Source organism: Psychrobacter sp. NG25, from assembly GCF_015234355.1.
Taxonomy (GTDB): domain Bacteria; phylum Pseudomonadota; class Gammaproteobacteria; order Pseudomonadales; family Moraxellaceae; genus Psychrobacter.
The window spans coordinates 123,122-146,232 of the sequence record NZ_JADGMV010000007.1; the positions used below are offsets into that span (position 1 = coordinate 123,122).

Genomic DNA, 23,111 nt, shown 5'->3' on the forward strand with positions numbered 1-23,111 from the left:
GTTGTCAGCAGACTATACGGTCTTCACAATGGCATTGTCAATAAATTTTGCCAAAAAAGTCGTATAATCGAGTCTTTTGCATAAAAAATAAGCAAAAAAGCCACTATCTTAGTCAGATAATGGCTTCTTCTACTGCATTGCAGTTTTTAACATATGCTTGGCTAGCACAAGCTTATAGATGCTTGTCTAGTACTTTTGCCAATTCAGCTTTTGGCTGTAAACCCATTACTGAATCAACTTTTTCGCCACCTTTAAATACAAACAGGGTTGGGATGTTGCGAATACCAAAACGGCTAGCCGCTTGTGGGTTGCTATCAACATCTACCTTAACAATTTTGATTTTACCTTGGTAGTCAGCGGCTAAATCTTCTAAAATAGGAGCGATGGCTTTACAAGGACCACACCAAGCGGCCCAAAAGTCTACCAATACTGGTACGTCTGACTCTAGTACGTCTTTATCAAAGTCTGCATCGGTGGTATGGAAAATAAGATCTGACATAGTTTTCTCTCTTGTTTTATTATTTCTATCGTCATGCATCATATTATATCTTGGTTAGATAGTAGCGTGATGAGTGACCAAAGAATCGTTTAGAAGTGGTGAAAATGTGCCATTATATTAACATGTTTGCTCAAACTTGACAGATGCAGGCTGGTTAAATTGTTTAACAATTGCCATTAGCACAATAAATCGACACACAATAATATAGATTATATTTTGCCTGGCAGTTGATTGTGCTATTCGTATCTTTTATTGAATTATTGCCACTATTTACCATGCCTGACGTATCCCCTTTATACTTGAAATCGCCAGCTGTCTCACATTTTAGTCCATAAATAATTCTGTTTTTTACCTTTACGCCTTAATATAAGTAGCCCATTTTTATGCTTTTTACTGATGAAGAAGTCAACGCTCTTAATGTTCAAGAGAACGCCCGTCCGCTTGAGTTTTTTCAAGCATTTGCACGAGATATTACTGTCTATGAAGATGATGATATTTGGGTGGTGGATAAACCCGTGGGGCTATTAAGCGTCAATGGTAAAACGCTGAATGTGAGCTTGCTGGCAAGGCTTGAGCGCGTCAATCCAGCAGTCAAGTTGATTCATCGTCTGGATATGGATACCTCAGGGTTGCTCATTTTCGCAAAAAACGCAGCAGCACAAACCCATATCAGTAAGCAGTTTATTGAGCGTTTACCGCAAAAAAAATACCAAGCCCGTGTCTTTGGACAGTGGGAGAGTGTTGGTGCAACTGGCAAAATATCAGTGCCAGTACGCTACGAGCCTGCGACCAAACCGCGCCACATCGTCGACCACGATTGGTCAAAGCATGCGTTAACTATGTATGAAATATTGGCTCATGAAGAGTGCAATGGTCATGCAGTGACACGAGTGATGCTAAAGCCGGTTACCGGTCGTAGCCATCAACTACGTGTCCATATGGTGCATGTTGATCACGTGATGATTGGCGACCCCATTTATGCTGAAGGGACTGCGTTAGGGATTGCGCCAAGACTCAATCTGCATGCACAACACTTACGTCTAAAGCATCCCGTATTGGGTGCATGGATGGACTGGGAAAGCCCAAGCCCTTTTTAACCAAGTTTTTTAGATAAATCATGCAAAAACAAGGACGGTATTATGCTTGATATCATAGCAGCAAAGCAGGCGTCAAGGCAGGCAGTGAAAAGACGCTTTCAATCTAAAAAGGCGCGCTTAGACACGCCAGTAGATTATGAAGTACTTATCATCGGCGCAGGAATTGCTGGTATAGGTATGGCTTGCCGATTGCAGCAGCAAAAACACAAAGGGCTGTTTGGTCATAAAAACCCAGGTCAACGTAAACGTCAATCATCAAAACAGCAGCAGAAAAGCTCGCAGCGGTTTGCGATTTTAGAAAAGCGTACAGATTTGGGTGGTACATGGGATTTATTTACTTACCCCGGCATTCGCTCTGACTCTGATGCATTGACGTTTGGCTACAGTTTTAGGCCGTGGTTGAACCATAGGATTTTGGCAAAAGGTGGGGACATTAAGCGTTATATTGCTGATACGGCGCAGGAGTTTGGTATTACTGAGCATATTCGCTATCAGCATGAGGTGCAGCAGCTTTCTTGGTCAAGTAGCAGCCAACGATGGACGGCTATGGTAAAAAACCACGTTAGCGGTGAAGTGTTTACTCTAACAGCTAAGTTCGTCGTCGGTGCCACTGGTTATTACGATTATGAGCAAGGTTATAAGCCTCATTTTGATCAAGAAGAAGCGTTTGAAGGCCGGATAGTCCATCCGCAGCATTGGCATAATGTCGACTATCAAGATAAAAAGATAGTCATTATCGGGAGTGGTGCGACGGCGATGACGTTGCTGCCAGCGTTAGTAGATGAAGAAGCTGAGCAGTGCGCACAATACGTCACTATGCTGCAACGTTCACCCACTTATGTGGCAAGTGTGCCAGGCGACGATTATGCGCTTGATTGGCTGTCAGGCAAGTTTTCACCTCTATCAAAAGAGCAGGCCTATATGGTATTGCGTACCCGCAATGTACTCATACAACAAGGTACTTACCGAGCGGCTATAGTAGCCCCCAAATTTATGAAAGCGCTACTAAAGCGTGGCGTCAAAACAGAACTAAAAGGCAGCGATGTCGATGTGGCGCATTTTGTACCCGATTATAATCCTTGGGACCAACGGATATGCGCAGTACCAGATAGTGATTTATTTAAAGCGTTACAGGGTAAACGCGCAGCAGTAGTGACTGACCAAATAAGCCATTTCACGAAGACAGGTATCATGCTCAACTCTGGCAAACATCTCGATGCAGATATCATCGTGACAGCAACAGGGCTAAAGATACAAATGCTGGGTGGTGCAAAAGTATATATCGATGGAGAGGTAGTAGATATCGGTACACGCATGACTTATAAAGCAGTCATGATTGAAAATGTGCCCAATATGGCAGTGCTGTTCGGTTATACCAATGCCTCATGGACGCTAAAGATTGATTTGGCCTGTCAGTATGTGATGCGACTACTTGGCTATATGGATAAGCATGGTTATCAAGTAGTATTAGCGGAAGCGCAGAGTGAGCATGGCACTGCCCATGTCCAATCAGAGACTGTGATGGGCGCGCTATCCTCAGGATATGTCAAGCGCGCTCAAAACGAGCTACCCAAGCAAGGTGATATCTATCCTTGGCGGGTTACAAACAACTATCTCAGCGACCGAATAGTGCTCAAATACCGTAAAATAAAGGACGATTGGCTACGATTCAGTCGCTAGATTGGATGAGTGGTTGTCCTTTAATGCGTATCGATAAAATTCGCGACTTGTTTGCTTAGCATCTGCCACAGCGTCTCTTGAGCGCTTTTACTGCCCCAAGCGTTATGCGGGCTAAAGATAACACGCGGATGGTTCTTTAAGCTCAATAGCGGATCATTATTAGCAATAGGTTCCTGCTCAAACACATCGCTGGCATAACCAATGATTTGCTCGTTATTAATCGCATCAGTCAGCGCTTGGCTATCGACGATACCACCACGAGCGACATTGACGATGAGTGGTTTCTTTGTCATTTTTGCTAAGGTATCTGCATTAATAAGGTGCTGAGTTTGTGCATTTAATGGGCAATGCAAGCTTAGAACATCAGACTGAGCAAGTACGTCCTCAAACGCTGTATATTCATCATTACGCGGCGCACGTCCTTGTTGCTCCGCCCACAATACATTCATACCAAAGGCACGCGCGATTTCGGTGACGCGTTTACCGATGGTGCCAACCCCAATAATACCTAACGTTTTATCTTCCAAATCTATTAGCGGAATATCAAGCAGGCAAAAATCACCCTTCGCTTGCCACGTGCCATCAGAGACTTTTTGATGGTAATGAATGCCTGCGCGCATTGCGTTTAGCATGAGCATAAACGTATGCTCGGGCACGCTTTTGACTGCATAACCAGCGACATTAAAAAGCGCAACACCGTGCTCATTACAAGCGTCTTGATCGACATTGTTCATGCCAGTGGCCGTTAGTTGAATGAGCTTGAGCTTGGGCAGTTTGCTTATTACTTCAGCGTTAATCTGCACCTTATTGGTAATGATAATATCGGCGTCTTTACAGCGCTCTAAAATAACGGCAGTATCTTTTGGAGTGTCGTTATAAGTGACATAGTCGCTGATGCCTGTTGGGGCAGGTAAGTCGATGCCCTCAGAAAAAGTACCTTTATCTAAAAAAACCGCTTGCATGGTTATTCCTTATCGAATGGGTATTTTAAAGTTAGTTTTAATGATTATCGAGGTAATGTAGCATGTTGCCTTAGTCAATCAAAAGCGGTTGATTAAAAATCATGGTATTAAAACGATGATCAGAAGCAGTAATCAAAAATAATGCGTGGAAAATTGAAGCTGACCTACTGAGTGACTATGAGTCAAAACTGCGAGGTATCAGTTATCAATGAGCTGTCTGGTGCTTAACGTTTTTAACGTGAGAGATAAAATGATAAAAAACCCTTACGCCATAATTGATGTAAGGGTTTTTTATAAGGGTTTCGCCGTGTTTATTGGTTATAAATAATAGGCTATAGCGAAAAACGCTTGCGCAATTTGCCAATAAAACTACGTACCCGATTGCTTAAATCAATACGAATATCATTTTCAGGGTCGTGCTCTACTTCGTGACGTTTGACCAACTCAGGGCTGGCTTTGAGATTGCTATGATGGCGAAACGCGCGGTTGACGCTAATCTCTAGCAGGCTGGCACGCATCGGTTTTGGTAAGCAACGATACACCTGACCTTTGTTAATAAGATCAATCAATAAACTGGCATCTTGAAATTGTGTTTGTACTAACACCACTAGGTGCGGTGCATCTTGCTTTAAGGTGAAGATAATAGGAGCGATATTCTCACCGGCAACATTAATATCTGTGATACAAACACCGATATCATAGTTCGCAAGATAATCGTAGGCAGTTTCTAAACTGGTAGCATGTAGTACTTTGTAGCTGTTTGAAAACTGCTTACGAATTTGCTCAATCAACTCGTCGTTCTCATCTATGACCAACAGTGTTTGCTTATTATCTGAGCTGTCGATTTGATCTGCATTTTCATCAGGGTTGTACGTCAAAGCAATTTCGGTGGCACGGCCAACAACTGATTGAAGCTCTTCAGATTTACACGGTTTGGTCAAATAACGATAAATTTCGCCGTCGTTAATAGAGCCAATAATAGCGTTCAGATCGGCATACCCAGTAAGCAGAATACGCATGGTCGATGGTGAAACTTCTTTGACTTCTCGTAATATGTCAACACCAACACGCTCAGGCATACGTTGGTCGCTGACGGCCACGTGCACGTGGTTATTTTTGATGTAATCAATATATTCGTTGGGGTCAGTGGTAATGAAAACATCATGACTTTTGCGAAAGAGCAGTTTCATTGAGCGCAAAATACGTTTTTCATCATCGATAAACGCAATTTTTGGTTTAGGTTCAGTACTTAGAACAGACGGCTGTATATTGTCTTCAATCTCATTCATGTTCGTATCCTTACGATGAATAGTAGGGGCTAAATTATAGGTATTGTTCCTTTTATCAGTGCAGCTCGGTTATGCGCTGCACTGACAATATAATTAACGCTTCGCTTATGCTTACATATTTTGTTCTGTTAAATTATTATCGATGGGTAAGGTTAGGGTAAATACCGTGCCAACGCCTTCGGTTGAGGTGGCTTGAATCGCACCATTATGTTGTTCCATAATTTGCTGACTGATAGCCATGCCGAGGCCAGTACCTTCACCTGCTGCTTTTGTGGTAAAGAACGGCTCAAAGATTTGATCCAATACGGACTGGCTCATGCCTTTACCGTTATCACTGACTTCAATATAAACGTTGATATCATCAGCGTAGGTACGCACTTCGATTTTGTCATCAGGATTGCCATCCATGGCTTGCGAGGCATTGTTCAATAGGTTGACCAGCACCTGATTGATTTGTGATGGTGAGCATTTGATTTCAGGCGTTGTGCCAAAGTTGGTGACAATCTCTTGATGTCTAATAGAATTACCAGCGATTTTTAGCGAAGATTCTATACATTCGCGAACATCGATCGTTTTGACTTTTGACTCATCAAGACGTGCAAAATTACGTAAATTGAGTACCATCTCGGTAATCTGTTCTACCCCGAATAAGGAATCTTTAATCAGCTCTTTGAGCTCATCTGATAGGTCATCTTCTTCGATTTCATCAGAGGCACGAACGATATCTGCCAATAATTTCTCGATTTCAGTGGTAGGCACTGCTTCATTAGTATTAAGTGACTTCAACCCTTGCACCAAAGTAATCAAATCTTCATATTGTGCTGTCAATTGCCCAATGATTTCGAGGTTGTTCTGCACATAGGATAAAGGTGTGTTTACTTCATGAGCAACGCCTGCAACCATCTGACCGAGCGTGGCCATTTTTTCAGAACGTATCAATTGCAATTGTGAGTTTTTTAACTCTTTTAAGGTGTCTTGCAACTCAGCGGTACGCTCTTCGACTTTCACTTCTAGCTGTTGATTAATATTGGCAAGCTTACCTTCATTAGACTGAATGCGATGAAGTAGCTCATTAATAGAGTGGTTAACTAGACCAATCTCATTACGTCCACCCGCAAATTTGACCTCGCTGAGCTTGTTGTATTGCTTGTCATCAATCAATTTTTCAGCGAGAGAGATTTTGTCTGTGGTCTCTTTCAATGGTTTAAATGCCAAGAATGTCAGCATGAAATAGATCAGCACAACGGTGATAAGTAACGCTAACATGATTGATCTGATCAGGTTCTTGCTTAAGTTATCTGCAATGGCGTTGACGGCAGAGTCGGGCTGTACCACGATGAGTTTCCAGTAGGTTTCAGGAATCTGGAAAACATACGCCTGACTACCATTATAATAGTTGTCATTGGTCAACTCGAAATTCTGCAATAGGCGACTGTCCATCGTACTTTGATGGTTTTCACTGGCATTCACATAAGCTGCATAATTGATAAGCTCAGAGCTACTAACAGCAGTTGATTCCGTTTTATTAAGTGTTGCAATGATTTGCTGGGCTTCTGGAGAGATTTTCGCCGCAACTTGTTTGATGATATCGCTATGCTGAGTATCTAAAAAATCTAAGATAGGTTGCCAAGCAGGGTCTGAATCAATGACTTGCTTAATATCAAGCGGTGTACCAGACTCTTCATCGATATAGTTTAGGCTTTCGGGGTTGGATGAGGCGATGACCTTATTGCTATTATCAAGCAATAAAATATAGCCTGAACCAGAGCTTTCACTCAGATTGACGATGTTTTCTTGTAATTGATTGAGTGTAAAATTAACTGTGCTCACACCCCAAAATTGATTATCACGATCGATGGCCACGCCGCAGCTCATAGCAAGCTCGCCCTTGGTCTGAGTGGGGCTCACATCAGCCCAAATACAACCGTCAGGATTGAGGGCTCTTACCTTATTAAACCAGTCTTGTTTATAGTAAGGATTAGCAGGATTTGGATCTGTTAGGATGGCTCGGTAATCACCCTCTTGGCGTACCATCAAAAATGGATGAGTAGCTGCACCCTCACCAAGCGCACCAATATCAGGCCAAATACCACCACTGCCTAGCAAGCTATAGTCTCGCTTATCAAAAGCATTGGCCGTACTGGCTTGTAGAATGTTTTCTTGTAGTGGTAGTGTCTGGGCACTTTGCTGTAGCTGCAACGCACTACGCATCACACGGTTGACATCTGAGGAGATGCTATTGACTGCCGTATTGCCTCGTTGAGCCACTAGTTTTCCGGACTCAAGTCGGATTTTTTCATAACCTTCTTTTTCGACGATATAGACGACAACGGCAAGAACAACGGCAAAAGCAAGAAACAAAATAACGGTCACTTGGGTGCTGACTTGGTTGAGCAAGCCAACTTTTTTGGAGGCACTCATAAATGTATTCATCCTTGAATTATATAAAGTACGAAAAATACCAACAGCAGTATTTTTGGGTAGAAAAAGAGCCGTGATTATTAAAGCGTGTCCTCAATTCGAATATCAAACTTTGAATGTGCTAAAAGAAAAGGTAAAGCGAATAGCTTCAGCACTTAACTGTCATATTTATCTAAAAGTTAAGTACCTATAAAAGCAGTGATATCCGTGCAGTTTTGAACAAGACTGGTTTTAGATATTGGGCCACTAAATATTTTTATTAATAATAAACATGAATAACCAACGTAACAAAAAAGACATCTATTTTCATAAAGTAACAGTATAGAAACAATTTTATGATGTAAATGTTTTTTATATACTTGCGAGTCGTTATCTTATTGTTTTATATGACCAACTTATGCTTAGCATTGACATAATCTTGCATGAATCTGCTCTTGAAAAGTCAACTTAACGCACTCATCTACCCGCTAACGTTATATAATGGTCGGCTAAACTGCTGGCTTGATTAATGTTGTGGCACTTCGTTTATGTTTTTTTGACATTTTACGGTGTGAACAACCTTATTTAGCGGTTGTTAGCCGCCATTGCTGTTTTCTAAGCTATCTATCTAATTTCTTACTACCTGAGTACAAAAGACATCGCCCTATGACTATCTCTATCGCTTCATTGCACAGTACTGAATTCGCCGTTGGTCAACGTTATTTATCTGATACGGAGTCTGAGCTTGGCTTGGGTGTGGTCATCGATGTTGACGACCGATGTGTGCATATCTTATTCCCGCAAAGCGAAGAGACGCGCGTCTATGCCAAAAACTCTGCGCCACTATCGCGCGTCGTATTCAAGGCTGGTGACAGCATCTATGACCAAGACGGCAAATGCTACACGGTCAATGCTGTCGATGAAGTAATGGGCGTGCTCAAATATAGTGTCGATGAACACGAGCGCGGCATTATGGAAACTCGTCTCGCTGCCAACATCACGCTTGCCAAGCCGCTTGAGCGTCTGCTCGCTGGCCGTATCGAACGTGGTGATTGGTATGAGCTGCGTCAAGATATCTTGCGTATGCAATCAGCGCTGGCTGGCCATCCACTCAAAGGCTTGATGGGTGCGCGTGTCGATATCATTGAGCATCAGCTCTATATTGCTCATGAAGTCGGTAAACGCATTGCACCACGTGTCTTACTCGCTGACGAAGTTGGCCTAGGTAAAACCATTGAAGCTGGCTTGATTATTCATCAGCAGCTATTGACTGGCAAGGCTGAGCGCGTACTCATTTTGGTGCCAGACAGTCTGCAATACCAGTGGATGATTGAGCTGCGTCGCCGTTTTAATCTAAATTTTGCCTTGTTTGACTTGGTACGTACGGCAGCGATTAAAGAGCACGATCCTGAGCAGAACGTCTTTGCTACTGAGCAATGTATCATCGCTGGTATGGATCTATTGCTTGACCATCCTGACTTGTATGATCAAGCGATGGATGCAGGGTTTGATTTATTGGTCGTCGATGAGGCGCATCATCTGCATTGGGATGAGGCACAGGGCGGCAACGATAAATATGACTTGATCGCAGACTTTGCAGAAGAGACGGCAGGCGTCATGCTATTGACGGCGACACCTGAGCAGCTTGGTGCACAAAGTCACTTTGCTCGTTTGCGCTTGCTCGATCCGGATCGTTTCGATGATTTAGATGAGTTTATCGATGGTCAGGCCGCTTTTGCTGAGACTGCAACGGTCGCTGGTGTACTGATAGAAGACAAGCCATTGAGTGACGGGCAAATCGCTGCGTTAAGTAGCTTGCTTACGCTCGGTGCTGATGAATTGGCAGGGATTAATGACGACGAAAAACTGCGTACCTATGCACTTAACGAGCTGCTAGATCGTCATGGTACTGGTCGTATCCTATTCCGTAATACTCGTGAGAGTGTCAAAGGGTTTTATGGTCGTAGCAGCCAGCCTTATCCGCTGCCATTACCTGATGCATGGGTTAACAGCTATCAAACCACGGGTAAACTGCGTGAGCAACTATGGGGCGAAGAGAACCAACCTGATGGTGGCTGGCTAGAAGATGATCCACGTGTGTCTTGGTTGGTTGATATCTTGCGTGGCGAACTGAAACATCAAAAGGTGCTGTTGATTGCCCGTAGTGGCGCGACGGTTGAAAGTTTAGAAGCGGTATTACGTCTGCATGCAGGTATCAAGACCGCTATCTTTACCGAGCAGATGACGCTACTTGAGCGTGACCAAGCGGCAGCGTTCTTCGCAGACAGTGAAGGCGCACAGATACTATTGTGCTCAGAGATTGGTTCAGAAGGTCGTAACTTCCAGTTTGCGAGTCAGTTGATACTATGGGATTTGCCTGCGAATCCAGATACTTTAGAGCAGCGTATTGGTCGCCTAGATCGTATTGGTCAGACGCAACAAATCATGTTGCATGTGCCTTATGTACAGGGCACGGCGCAAGAGCGTCTGTATCGTTGGTATAACGATGCGCTCAATATGTTCAATCAGATTTCACCAACAGCGCAGAGCGTACAAGAGCAATATATTCAAGTTCTGAAGCCAATGCTAGAAGGTGCAGATACGGCCGAAAACAAGGTTGTTTTACAAGGTATCATCGACGAAGCGCTACAGACGCGATTGGGACTAGAAGCACAGCTACAAGCTGGTCGCGATCGCTTACTTGAGTATAACTCATGCCGTCCGCGTGTTGCTGGGCGTATCGCTGATGCCATGCGTGATTTTGATGGTCATAATCTATTGCCGCAATTCATTGAGCGTTTCTTTGCCTCGGCCAATATTGATCATAATATTCAGCGTGATGGCTCGTGGGTTATCGCACCGATTGATAGCACTGAAATTAGTGACTATATCGATGGTTTGCCACTTGGTGATGAAGATGGCATGACATTGACCTTTGAGCGTGACCAAGCGCTACAACGTGAAGATATCGAATTTATCACTCATGAGCATCCATTGATGCGTGCTATCTATGAGCTGGCGAGTACCAGTACCTTTGGTAATACCACAGTTGCGATGCTGAAAAGCGCTGCTGTACCACAAGGCATGGTGCTGCTAGAAGTGAATTTCCGCGTAGAAGCCATTGCACCAAAAATGCTCAATTTGCCAGCGACCTTAACCACCCAAAACATTCGCGTCTTTATCAGTGAGCAGGGCAGTGATTTATCAGCACGTATCAGCGCTGAGATGATCATGCCGCATATTGAGCGTTTGGATAAAAACCGTGCACGCCAAGTGATTAAAGTACGTGGCGACGTGATTGAGCAGCGTTATTATGAAGCTGAGGATATTGCCCGTCAGCAGTTGGCTGAGATTGGTGAGCAAGCAAGTACGCGCTTTAGCCAGCAATGGTCGCGTGAAATCAAACGCCTACAACATTTGCAAACCATCAACCCTAACGTGCGCCCTGCAGAGATTGAGCGCTTAGAGCAGCTAAAAGCACAAGGTGAGCAAGCATTAAGCAACTTGTCATTAGTACCTGATTCTATCCGTGTGCTAGTAGCCGTGAAGCCGTAATTTTGAGATAAAGATAAAGATAAAGAACGAGGTGATATCAAAAGCCTCGTTCTCTATGGCTAATATCGACATTTACCAATGTATGGTCATCTATCGTCGTAGTCGAACAATCAAATGGATACTCCCAAGTAGTCTGTCGCTACCTAGCCAAAGCTATCGATATTGGGTAATATGATTACCTTTTTCTATTTATAATAAATACTAGCGATAGCGCTGCTATGACTGTATTTTTGTTTTACAATCTCTCTTGTGTACTTTCAGCAAGTGATTTCATATTATTTTGAATTCAAACGCAAAGGATTTGTCGCTGTATCATATTGATATGATTGGGCACTTGTCTTCAGATAGTTAGCGTTTTTGATAAAAATAAGGAAACATATCGTCATGTCCGATTATTCGCAACTGATAGATGAGCTGCTGGCTACTGTCGCGCTTATTGAAGTTACCCCTGATGTGTTTGAGGGTAAGAGCCATGACTATGTCGGCAGTCGTATCTTTGGTGGGCAAGTGCTGGCACAAGCGATTATGGCAGCGGCTCATACGTTGGATAAAGACAAGCCTTGCCATTCGTTGCATGGGTATTTTTTGCGTGGTGGTGATATCAACCAGCCAGTGATTTATCAGGTGCGTCGATTGCGCGATGGCCGTAGTCTGTCTGCACGCGAAGTGACGGCGATTCAATATAAAGAAGCACGTGGTAAGCCACCGGTTGAGCAAGTGATATTTTCAATGATTGCTTCGTTTTCACCGATGGAAGAAGGTTTGGAATATCAGGAAGACATGCCTGTTTATCCGCCACCTGAAGACTTGCTCGCTGAGCAGGACCTGAAAGGTGAGCATATCGGTAAAGTACCAGATGCGCTGAAATCACGCTTTATGCGTCGTCGTCATGTTGAGATCAAACCGGTTAAACCACGTGATCCTATCAATCCAGAACCAATGAAACCAAAGCAGGCTAACTGGCTGCGTATCCGTGAGCTGGGCAATCAACCAGTGGCTATTCAGCAGGCATTATTGGCGTTCTCTTCTGATTTTTACTTAGTGGGTACTGGATTGATGTCACATGGCGTGAGCTTTATGACCAGTGGTTTGCAAGCAGCCAGTATCGATCATTCGATGCATTTTCATCGTAACTTTGATTTGAATAATTGGCTACTATACGATATGTGGAGTGATACCACGTCTAATGCTAAAGGGCTGAACCATGGTCAGTTTTGGCAAAATGGTAAGCTGGTTGCCACGGTACAACAAGAAGGCTTGATGCGATTACGTGTGCCGAAGTCTTAGCGCTTTATAGATTTACTATGCGCATTGAAGAAAAGCGACTTAGAATTATTCTGAGCCGCTTTTTTTATGGCATACGAGATGGTTGTTTAATCAGTTGGTTTGAGCATGAATAGTGCGGAAATATAGATTATAAGATTATTCTAAAATCTTGACCATCGCGCGTGGTAATCCAAGTGTTGCTTGAGCATCGTTAGCATTCAACCAGTTAATATTAATGTCGGCAGCTTGCAGTGCTTTAGTTATTTCAGCAGTTTGCTTAGCATTTAGAGTTACTGATTGCGGAGTCAAATACCAGTGAAAGTGCGTCAGTGAATGCTTGATAGGGGCGTCATCTAATAAGGTCTTACTGATAGGCGCTGCTACTAATTTATTTTTTATCATCCACTCATTGATAATCTGCTCAGCGGTGGTAAATTCTGTCTCATATACTTTTTCATTACTACGTACGTCATTTGGCATATCCGATGGTTTGTCATCGTTAGCCTCTACTTTTTTCGCAGTGTTGCCACTCGCTTTACCTTCAATTTTTTCTACGAACTGCAAAGGTAAGCTCCACAATCCACCCCAAATACCATTATCAGGACGCTGTAGCCATAAAATGTCGTCATCAGTATTTTTAATTAATAGTGCATTACTAAACTTACTAGGCTTGGGCTGCTTTTTTGCTTTGACGGGATAATCCGTTTCGCGCCCTTGTGCATGAGCCAGACAGTCTTCTTTCAGTGGACATAATAGGCAGGCAGGTTTGCTACGAGTGCATAAGGTTGCACCCATATCCATCATCGCTTGTGCAAATAATCCTGAATGCTTGCTAGGCGTTAAGCGTTCCGCTAGTGCCCACAGCTCTTTAGTCGTAGCAGACTTGATAATATCGCCGTCAATCGCTGCCCAGCGCGTGATGACTCGTTTGACGTTGCCATCACAGATGACGCCATAATGATGCAATCCCATCGCCATAATCGCGCCAGCAGTCGACGGCCCGACGCCTGAAATCGCTTCCCATCCTGCAAGCGTCTGCGGAAACTCGCCTGTTTCATCGATGACCACGACCAACTGCTTAGCGCCTTTATGCAAATTACGCGCGCGTGCATAGTAGCCAAGTCCTGCCCAATGCTCTGCTACGGTATCCCATTCTGCTGCTGCTAAATCCTGCACTGTCGGAAACGATGCCATAAATCGCGCAAAGTAGGGCAGAACAGTGGTTACTTGTGTTTGCTGTAGCATCACTTCGGATAACCAAACGATATAGGGGTTGGGCGTGTCAGTCTGGTGCTGTTGCCAAGGTAAGTCATGGCGACCGTTTTCGGCAAACCAATCTAGTAGGCGTGGGGCGAAGGAGTTTAGGGCAGTAGGTGACTGAGAAAATTGAGTAGGCAAGAGTATTCCTTGTAAATTGAACAGGGATATATAAATTTGATATTAAGGTTATTTATGGGGTGTAATACGATTGATACAAGATGCAGATAGGTGAGCTCTGTCGTCAGTATTATTGGATAAAGTGGCAATTGACTCTGTTGTTTGCCAAGTAAAATCTAAGCGTATTTTTAGGTATGTTAGAGGTGGTTAAGAAAAACACAACAGGTGCGCTAGGCGCACCCTATGAAATATCCTAGTGGACGTTTACTTCCGATTCTTCCGCGTTTTTAAACGACGTAAGCGTTTTTCTTCTTCTTTGGCTTTTTTCTTTTCTTCAGCAGCGATACGCTGTTTAGCGACCACAATTTCTTCAGCCTCAGTCATAGCTGGTGTCTCAAGCGTAATACGTCCAAGCTTGGCGCTACGTAATTCGTTAATCAGAATCTCAGACATGCGGTATGTATCGACTTGATTGCCCGAACGTACACAGCCGCGATTACGCCCAGCGACTTCAAAAAACTCCCAATCGGTCTTTGGTAGCTCTTCAATTTTATAACGAGTTTTCAGCAGCTCAGGATAAGCATGCATTAAGTACTCAGCGGTATAGCTGGCCACATCAGCGAAGTCAAAAGCCGTATCACGAATACCGCCAGTCGCTGCGAGACGATAGCCAGAGTTTTCGTTTTCAACTTTTGGCCACAGCATGCCAGGTGTGTCATAGAGCATGATGTCATCGTCCAGCTTAATCAGCTGCTGCGATTTGGTCACGGCAGGTTCATCACCGGTTCTTGCGACAGCGCGCCCTGCTAAAGTGTTAATCAACGTTGATTTACCAACGTTCGGAATACCCATGATCATGGCTTTGATTTGACGACCCGTACCGACTTTATTAGGAACGAGTTGTTTACAGATGGCGATGATGCGTTTTACGTCGTTGGCTTTTTCGGTATCACAAGCAATGGCTCTGACACCGCTTTGTTGCTCGAGATAATCCATCCATATTTGGGTCAATTCTGGATCAGCAAGATCAGCTTTGTTCAGGATTTTGATAACAGGTTTTTCGCCACGTAATGCCGCGACCATTGGGTTTTCACTACTATAAGGAATGCGTGCATCGATGACCTCGATGACCAAATCCATCTGTGGCATGATTTCTTTGATTTCGTTACGGGCTTTGTTCATATGCCCAGGGAACCACTGAATACTTGCTCTCTTATCCATCTGCTTTCATAACCTTTTATAAAAAATGCTAAAAGTAAAACCATTTACGTTTACTTTCTAATGGTGTCCAGTTTACTACAGAACCACATTGCTCACGCCACAATTTCACTTAACCATCATGTGAGGTCATGATTACGTCTTATCCATTATCTCATCGTGCGCCGGCGGTAACGGTGCCAAATAACCAATGAGTAGAATCAAACTACCTGCGCCAAGGAAGGAAATGACTCGCCAAATCGCCTCAGTTTGTGATAAATCGACTAACACCAGTTTGAGTACAACCACACCCAATAGTCCGATACCCATAAACCAAAGCGCACGCTGCCAGTAGCGGCTGGCCATAATAGTGGCGATTAATGCCAAAAGCGTCCACAACATGGTCAGTCCAGTCTGCACTTGCTCGCTCTGCCACGCGCCGCCTTGATAGTCATTCCATAGTGGAGTACCAATAAAGGCATGAAGCGTCCTGATAAGGATGCTGGATATCAGCCAAAAACCAACAAGACCTAAAACAATTAGCAAATTATTAGCGGTAAATACTTTCTGAATATTCTTTTGGATGGCCGTATTCTTTTGGTTTGGCTGCTCGTTATGATATTGCTGATTCAGGTAATAAACGCTAAAACCAACGAGTAGCACCAGCCCTGAGGTAACGTCATATAGGTTCAACAGTGGGAAATAGGACATACCCCAAATCACGCCATCATAAGACCAGTTGGTAATGATGACCCAACATAGGGCAATTGGCGCAAAGATAGCTGCACTATTTAGCAGTGCCCGTTGCCAATCAAACCAGTACAACAACCCTTGTGTGGTAGTTTCAGTTATCAGTTCATTTGCCTGTCTATCTGTTTGGTCATCACGGCGATAGCGATAACCACCCCATAACCCAAGGATTATGAATAGGGCTGGAATCAAGACAGCCATCACGCCAGCAGAGGCAGGCAGACCGTAGTGTGCCGCCGCTGCGACAACCAAGATGCCAGCACTTAGCCAGCTCGTATTATCATAATGTGATGAACGCTCATCGCTATGCCATGTTTTATGCCATGTTTTCAGCCACAACTGTCCAACAACCAACCAGCCAATGAGTAAACCTGCAAATAGCAACCAGTCTGCAGTCGTCCAGTCTAAGTGCTGCTCAAATTTTTGTGGTAGCTGTAGTATCAGCATCAGATAAAACAGTGATAACAAGCCATGGCTAAGCTGTCTGATTTCCGTCCATGCATGATAACGATTAATGACCCAGTAAATGCTAAGGGTAATCAGTGCTGCGAGCGCAATCATGGTTGATGTGGCCAGCTGCCAACTGGTAAACCACTGATGAAAATCAAGCAGCAGCACATGCAGTACCCACGCCATCGCAGTCATCGTCAAAAACTGTATGAATCTAGGACTGCGCCACACGATATTGAACGCTGTGCTTCGACTATTGATAGATGTCAGCCACTGGCGCGCGGCATCAGTACTGATACCCAATGCATTGGCATAAGTATCTATCGGGTCTGAGGTCGTGGTAGACGTTTTAAGTATTGTTGAATCGGATAAATCGTCGCGCAAGCTATCATTTAACAGTGCTGGCGAGTGGCTACTACGTAAAATAAAGACAGAGGTTAGATAAGCAATAGCTGAAATACTTAAGGCTAAAACAGGATAGTCTTTGCCAGAGAATATAAGAGTAAGCACTAACATACCGATACTGACGAGCTGTAATAACAGACCAAGTAATACTGACCATGCACGTAAGGAGCGCCTACCGAACCACACGAGAGCCAGTCCTTGGACTGACCATCCAAACGCAATCCATTCAGCATCCAACGCGAGAGGAATGACCAAGGCTAAAAAGCCGAACCCGAGTGCCAACATGCCTTCGGTAATCAACGCATAACGCTGACTGCGTTGGACGAATAGCCAGCCTAAGCTAAGATAAATCGTCCCTAAAATCGCACTGACGATGGTTAAGGCATGAGGAATACCATCTAATATCGCAGCAAATAAACCGAATGCCATCAGTGGCACTGAAAATAATAATCCCGTGTCGATAGGAAATAGATAGGTATGCTGGTCAGTATCTGGTTTTTCGGTGTCGTCAGAGTTGGTACGATTGGCCTGATTAATTGCCTGCTCGTTATCGGTGTTGTAAGCGATGATTTGTTGTGCGTAGCGAATCACGACAAACAGGTAAAGACTCAAATGTAAGGCAACCAACAAAGCCAATAACCAACGCTGTGACTCAATGACAGCGTCTAGATTTCCGCTGATTCCCCAATAATAGGCGAGGCCAAAGGTCACAGTCACACCGAATAAATTTAAAATTTTCCACGGGCGGTAATGTCCAATGATGGCAATGGCCACATTTAGCAGTAGATAATAGCTGAACAAGGCAACTAGACTGCCTGTATCTTCACTGGTCAAAATCGGTGCGAAAAAACCACCAGACAAGGCTAGCAACGCCAAAGGGAAAGCGTTTTGACGGACGGCGAGGGCAACAGTGACGGCAGATAATATGCCAAGCCCAATAAAGCTCGGTAAACTTGGGATAATTTGATAGACACTATAAGCAAAAAAGGTGCTCAAGTACGTAATAGCTAGACCTGCGCCTTGTAACGTAATGCCATAAGAAAACCGTTTTTCGGTTAGTTTCAGCCCCAGTGCTGCTAACCCCAACCCTGTGCCACCAATGGCCATGAGTTTGAAAGCAATCGGAATCTCAATATAATCACTGAGTAAGCGCAGCAGTAATACCACGCCCACGAGTAGCACCAACACGCCGACACGCACCACTAAATTGCCACCGAAAAACCAGTTTTTAACAGAGTGGAACAGTGAGGTGACGATAGGTAAGGAGCTTTCGTCTGGTTGAATCGCAGTGGTTGGCGTTTTGTTTTTTATCAAGCCTAATGTTTCGGTAGGCTCATTGTCAGAGGTGTTCGATGCCTTATTTGATAAAGAATTTGTCAAAGGGTTTAATAACGGATTTGATAAAGGGTTTGCTTGTAGATTTGAGACCGTCGCAGTTGTTGGTGATGCAGTTGTTGGCGATAATGGTGGCCATGTCTGTGCTGTTGTATTCGTTTCATCTATTGTGTTGAGAGTTGAACTTTCACTCAGGTTCTCTTTCGTAGCATCACTATTGCTAGCAGCGTTGCTTTCGGTTGATTGAATACGTGAGGGAGTGGCGTGACTGACTTTTTGCTGCCCAAGCTCGGTTTGTAGTTTGCCCACATCACGGCGCAACTGCCCAATCTGCCGATTAATTCTGACGTAGAGTACGACCACCACAATTAATAGGGCGGTAAAAGCCAACCAACCCAGTTGGTTTATCAATAGATAAAACATCTTCATCACTCAATACAACTTATAATGCAGTGATAATGACGTTATTTGCTAAGAAGTACAATACTGTCCTTGCGACTTATAGTCAGAGAGCTACTAAACTGCTACTGCGTTACCCTCCTTAAATTTACTACTTGTACAATTTGCAGTCGGCTGCCTTGTATCTGTTTTAGACTTCTTTGACTATATTTGAAAGGTCATTTATGAAAAGCTACTCAAAAAGAAGGGCCGCTCAAATATTAAGCGGCCCTTCTTTTATTTTATTTGCTATTTAACCTTTACGGTATACCGAGAGCTTTTATACTTCTCTGTTATTGCAACTTATGCCAAGTTAGCTTTCATAAACTCAAGCATGTTTTCCCAGCTCTGTTTGGCAGCGACTTCGTTGTAGCCAAGATCTACTTCATTTTTGGCAGCACGCTCATCGGCATGCGGGTTGGTAAATCCATGCTTAGCGTTGTCATAGACATCGATAGTGTAGTCCACATCGGCAGCATCTAGCTCTGATTTTAGACCTTCGATGGCATTCATTGAGACCATTGAGTCATCACGGCCGTGGGCGACCAATACTTTTGCATTGAAGTTTTTGTCTGCTGGCTGTTTTGGTGATGGATTACCATGGAATGTGGCAACCGCTTTCAATGGCATGCCTTCACGTGCCATATCTAGGACGATTTTGCCGCCGAAACAATAGCCAATCGCTGCTAAGTTGTCACCATCAACAGCTAATTGATCACTAAAGTCATTGAGTATCAAACGGCAACGTGCCATGAGCATGTCTTGATCTTCAAGTACTTGCTCCATCCACATGTTGGCTTGCGCTGCATCGGTGGTCAGCTTACCTTCACCATAGACATCCATCGCTACTGCTGCATAACCTGCTTCTGCCAAGCGCTCGACTACTGATTTCGGATGATCGACCACGCCCCACCATTCTGGAGCCACTAAAATACCTGGTACTGAGGCATCGTCTGATGCATTTTCTGGCAGTGCGACATAGCTGATAAGTTCGATGCCATTTTCAGTAGTACTGATTAATTCAAATGTTTTAATTGACATATTATTGTCCTTTTTTATGTTGTGAGTTTTATTTATTTGTCATTGTAATAGTTCGTTTTTCTAACTTGTACTACCTTAACGCCCATAATCAGCAAAAACAGCTATAATAGTGTAACGCTCTTTATCAAAATGCTACTGCGACGCTATGACTATGAATTTGTTGAACAAATCTGCTGATAACTTACCTGATGTTTATGTCTCGCAGGTGAAATCAGAAACTAAACCAATCGTGAGCCTGTTTGCTGACAGCGAATCGGATGAAGCGTCTGAAACATTGCGCCCACAGTTTTGGGAACGCTTTAAGCTAGATGAGTTGAACCATAGCGAATGGGAAGCTTTATGTGATGGCTGCGGCAGTTGCTGTTTAATTAAGTACATCGATGAGGATGAGAATGGAGCTGTGGACGAAGAGCTGGTCGAGTACACCGACGTCACGTGTCAGTTGATGGACTGTGCGACGGGATACTGTGGTCACTATGCGACACGCCAAGAGCATGTGCCAGATTGTATTCAACTGACCATGGACAACCTGCCGCAAATGATGTGGCTACCATCGCACTGTGCGTATAAGCGTCTGTATAAAGGACAAAACTTACCAAGCTGGCACTTATTATTGACACAAAATGCCATGGCGACGCAGCAAAAAATGCGCGTTGCCAATGTCGGAGTGGCAGGGCGCTGTGTCTCTGAAACAGGCATGTCTGATGAAGAAATGGAAGATCGTGTGGTTAACTGGATTAATCCCTAGTTAGCAGAATGAGCCGCAGATTTGGCTTTGGCCTCCGCGCTATCTTGTGAATCAGCCAGTGGCGGGATAGGAATGTCCTGACGAATCTGCTCAGAGAACTCGCGACCATTGATACCTGACGCTAGATTTACTTGATTATCAAACCCTTTAACCTTTGGGTTGATATAGGTATGCTCGTACCATGTATCCATTGTCCATGGCTGACCATTGCTTTCTGGATCGGCATCTAACATGCCGACATTATATAGATAGTTCGGTAGCCAGCCAGAGACCCAAATGCGATAATCCCACGGCAGACGATCGCCACTGACGATACGCGCCATATAAAAAATAATATTGGTACAGTTGCTGACCAGCGTATTGTACCAAGCAGGCTTTGCATTCAACTCATCGGCAGCAGTTAAGTAAGACTCAAACAGTGATTTGACCTCGTGCTGCTGCAAATTGCTAACGGGAAATAGATAAACTTGCTCGCCGCGCGCGTTGCTACGTGTGTAGATAATATCGCGCTCTTCTGCAGCTATCAGGCTGAGCTCATAGCGTCTAAAAAACCCAGCGAGGGCAGAAAATGACTCACCCTTTTCTTTACGAATCTCAAATGAAAAGGAGAGTGGTCGATCATCTTCAAAGCGAAAGCTGACTAAGGTATGGGCAATCAGTGGCCCCATCCAATAAGAGTTGATGACATCGACACCAGAGAGTTTGGACATATCGATTGTGCGAGTATCCCAATGCGCGGTGGCATCTTCGGCGGTATGCCAATCAAAGTTGCGAATATTGGTCAAGGTAATCAAATCAGGGTTGGTTGCATCACGCTCATAAGAGACACGCTGGCTGACTTCGCTCATCCAGTCATGTTCTTGCTGCGGCTCAATAGAAAAAAACCAACCAACGCCACAAAACCAAATCGCAGCGTATAAAGCCGTTAACCACTTAGTTCTGGTTTTGCCACTGGTTTTTGCTTGACTCGTCAAGGGTTGGCTATCTGATGGCTTAGCACTTTTCGACCAATAGCGGCTTTTGAGCAATGCTGTCAGTACGCCAATAATCATTATCCCTGCTAACCAAGTGATCGCCGAACGCTCGCCAAATTGATACCAAATGGCAAGCAGCAACCAAATGGCTGATAGTAACAGGGTAATGATGATTAGACACTGCACAATATAATGTCGCCACGTAGACTTTGACGGAGTGCCTTTCAGAGAGTTGCTTTCTACATTATGGTTATTTACGTTGTTATTATTTACATTACAGTTATCTAGGCCGCTATTATTTACGTCACCACGAGCCAAGTCATTATCTGAACGACGATGATTTGAGCGCGGCGAAAGCAGGCGAGAAAAAACAGAACGTAGCGACATAGCGTTTTTCTTAGTAGATAAAGGCTTTGACCATAGCAAAATTCATAACACACTGACAATACAATTTGAGTGAATTTGTCGTTGAATGTCGGTGAGTCATAAGATAAAGTGAAGCTAATTTGTCGTGGTTTGTTTATGATTTAATACTGAATTAATGATACGCGACTTATTTTTTTTACAGTTTTTATCCCCATCTACGTTTTACCTGTTGTTTGTTCTTACTTTGATTTTTATTAACTAAATTTTTATTAACTAAAGAGGTTAAACCACACTACCATGTCTGACGACACTCCCAGCCCGAGTAGTTGGTCGATGCGCGGCTTAAAACGCTGGCTATCGACCGCCCCTGAAACCCGTGATGAATTGATTCGTTTGGTACAAGACTCGCGTCAATTCTTAGAGCCTGATACTGTCGATATGTTAGAAGGCGTGCTCGACCTGCCTGCGACCCAAGTGCGTGAAATCATGACCCCACGTCCGCAAGTGGTTGGTCTGCATGAAAGTACCAGTCTTGCCGAAGTGATGGATATCATTCTTGAGACCACACACTCGCGCTATCCTGTTTTTGACAGTCAAGATGATGATGCCGTCATTGGTATCCTATTGGCAAAAGATTTGATACCTATTCTCGTCCATATGGTGCGTGACCAAGAAGATAAAATAGACAGTAAACGTCTCAGAGATTTGGTGCGTCAGCCGCTATACATTAGTGAAACTGCGCGTTCTGATACCTTGTTACGCTCATTACAGCGTACGCAAGTACATATGGCAATTGTCGTCGATGAGTTTGGTAACTTTGGCGGTGTGGTCACCATGGAAGATTTGCTCGAGGAAATTGTTGGTGATATCGTCGATGAGCATGATGACTTTGATGAAGACAGCGATATTAATAACATTATCGCCGATCCTGAAAAGCCAAATACGTGGCGTGTGCAGGCGTCTACGGTGATAGAAGACTGTAATGATGAGCTTGGCTGTCATTTTGATGATACCGATGTCGATACGATGGGCGGCCTGGTCATGCAAGCACTTGGCTTCGTGGGTGATCTAGAAGGTGAGAGCGTCATAATAGATGATTGGAAAATCACCATTACTGATGTCGAAGGACGTTTTATCCAAAACTTAGAGTTGACCAAAACAGATGTTAATCAGCAAGTTTTGATAGGCAGTCATTGATCTGGTGCTAGGGCGTGTCCTCAATTCAATCGATAGTTATCTAAATGGGTTAAAAATGGCTAAATCTTGCCAAATGGCGTCAAAT

General features: G+C 44.0%; 15 protein-coding genes. 6 read left to right on the forward strand and 9 right to left on the reverse strand.

Annotated elements, in window-relative coordinates; translation table 11 throughout:
• Positions 1-172 precede the first annotated feature (172 nt).
• Positions 173-499 carry a thioredoxin gene (trxA, locus tag IPZ60_RS11660; protein ID WP_194197946.1) on the reverse strand — a complete coding sequence of 109 codons (327 nt, stop codon included), beginning with the start codon at positions 497-499 and terminating at the stop codon, positions 173-175.
• A gap of 383 nt (positions 500-882) precedes the next feature.
• Here trxA and IPZ60_RS11665 point away from each other — a divergent pair, with 383 nt between their 5' ends.
• Together IPZ60_RS11665 and IPZ60_RS11670 are read left to right on the forward strand one after the other, a co-directional pair.
• Entirely contained in the window at positions 883-1,596 is a 714-nt protein-coding gene (locus tag IPZ60_RS11665; protein ID WP_194197947.1) for an RluA family pseudouridine synthase, read from the forward strand.
• Between the two features lie 42 nt (positions 1,597-1,638).
• On the forward strand, positions 1,639-3,276 hold the full coding sequence (locus tag IPZ60_RS11670; protein ID WP_194197948.1) for an NAD(P)/FAD-dependent oxidoreductase: 1,638 nt from the start codon (positions 1,639-1,641) through the stop codon (positions 3,274-3,276).
• 20 nt (positions 3,277-3,296) lie between these two features.
• Here IPZ60_RS11670 and IPZ60_RS11675 read toward each other — a convergent pair whose 3' ends face one another.
• The 3 genes from IPZ60_RS11675 to IPZ60_RS11685 form a co-directional block, all read right to left on the reverse strand.
• On the reverse strand, positions 3,297-4,238 hold the full coding sequence (locus IPZ60_RS11675) for a D-2-hydroxyacid dehydrogenase (protein WP_194197949.1): 942 nt from the start codon (positions 4,236-4,238) through the stop codon (positions 3,297-3,299).
• Positions 4,239-4,570: 332 nt separating this feature from the next.
• Positions 4,571-5,527 carry a response regulator gene (locus IPZ60_RS11680; RefSeq protein WP_110923565.1) on the reverse strand — a complete coding sequence of 319 codons (957 nt, stop codon included), beginning with the start codon at positions 5,525-5,527 and terminating at the stop codon, positions 4,571-4,573.
• Positions 5,528-5,638: 111 nt separating this feature from the next.
• Entirely contained in the window at positions 5,639-7,948 is a 2,310-nt protein-coding gene (locus tag IPZ60_RS11685) for a sensor histidine kinase (protein WP_194197950.1), read from the reverse strand.
• 645 nt (positions 7,949-8,593) lie between these two features.
• Between IPZ60_RS11685 and rapA the strand changes: the two genes are divergently transcribed.
• Together rapA and IPZ60_RS11695 are read left to right on the forward strand one after the other, a co-directional pair.
• On the forward strand, positions 8,594-11,482 hold the full coding sequence (gene rapA, locus IPZ60_RS11690; protein ID WP_194197951.1) for an RNA polymerase-associated protein RapA: 2,889 nt from the start codon (positions 8,594-8,596) through the stop codon (positions 11,480-11,482).
• Between the two features lie 384 nt (positions 11,483-11,866).
• Positions 11,867-12,769 (forward strand): acyl-CoA thioesterase II, encoded by a 903-nt coding sequence (locus tag IPZ60_RS11695; RefSeq protein ID WP_194197952.1) that lies wholly within the window; start codon positions 11,867-11,869, stop codon positions 12,767-12,769.
• Between the two features lie 135 nt (positions 12,770-12,904).
• Here the strand turns inward: IPZ60_RS11695 and mutY are convergent, their stop codons facing one another.
• The 4 genes from mutY to IPZ60_RS11715 form a co-directional block, all read right to left on the reverse strand.
• A complete protein-coding gene (gene mutY / locus IPZ60_RS11700) occupies positions 12,905-14,146 on the reverse strand; it encodes an A/G-specific adenine glycosylase (RefSeq protein ID WP_194197953.1) in 1,242 nt (413 codons plus the stop codon).
• Between the two features lie 243 nt (positions 14,147-14,389).
• Positions 14,390-15,346 carry a ribosome biogenesis GTPase YlqF gene (gene ylqF / locus IPZ60_RS11705; protein ID WP_194197954.1) on the reverse strand — a complete coding sequence of 319 codons (957 nt, stop codon included), beginning with the start codon at positions 15,344-15,346 and terminating at the stop codon, positions 14,390-14,392.
• Positions 15,347-15,478: 132 nt separating this feature from the next.
• On the reverse strand, positions 15,479-18,691 hold the full coding sequence (locus IPZ60_RS11710; protein WP_227669346.1) for a DUF2339 domain-containing protein: 3,213 nt from the start codon (positions 18,689-18,691) through the stop codon (positions 15,479-15,481).
• Between the two features lie 312 nt (positions 18,692-19,003).
• Complete coding sequence (locus tag IPZ60_RS11715) at positions 19,004-19,741, reverse strand: dienelactone hydrolase family protein (protein WP_194197955.1); 738 nt, start codon at positions 19,739-19,741, stop codon at positions 19,004-19,006.
• 145 nt (positions 19,742-19,886) lie between these two features.
• Between IPZ60_RS11715 and IPZ60_RS11720 the strand changes: the two genes are divergently transcribed.
• On the forward strand, positions 19,887-20,489 hold the full coding sequence (locus IPZ60_RS11720; RefSeq protein WP_194197956.1) for a YcgN family cysteine cluster protein: 603 nt from the start codon (positions 19,887-19,889) through the stop codon (positions 20,487-20,489).
• Here IPZ60_RS11720 and IPZ60_RS11725 read toward each other — a convergent pair.
• Positions 20,486-21,850, reverse strand: coding sequence for a DUF4105 domain-containing protein (locus IPZ60_RS11725; protein WP_194197957.1), 1,365 nt, complete (start codon positions 21,848-21,850; stop codon positions 20,486-20,488). The genes IPZ60_RS11720 and IPZ60_RS11725 overlap by 4 nt on opposite strands.
• Before the next feature lie 276 nt (positions 21,851-22,126).
• On the opposite strand from IPZ60_RS11725, the gene IPZ60_RS11730 reads away from it, so the two are divergent.
• Entirely contained in the window at positions 22,127-23,026 is a 900-nt protein-coding gene (locus IPZ60_RS11730; protein ID WP_194197958.1) for a CBS domain-containing protein, read from the forward strand.
• Positions 23,027-23,111 lie beyond the last annotated feature (85 nt).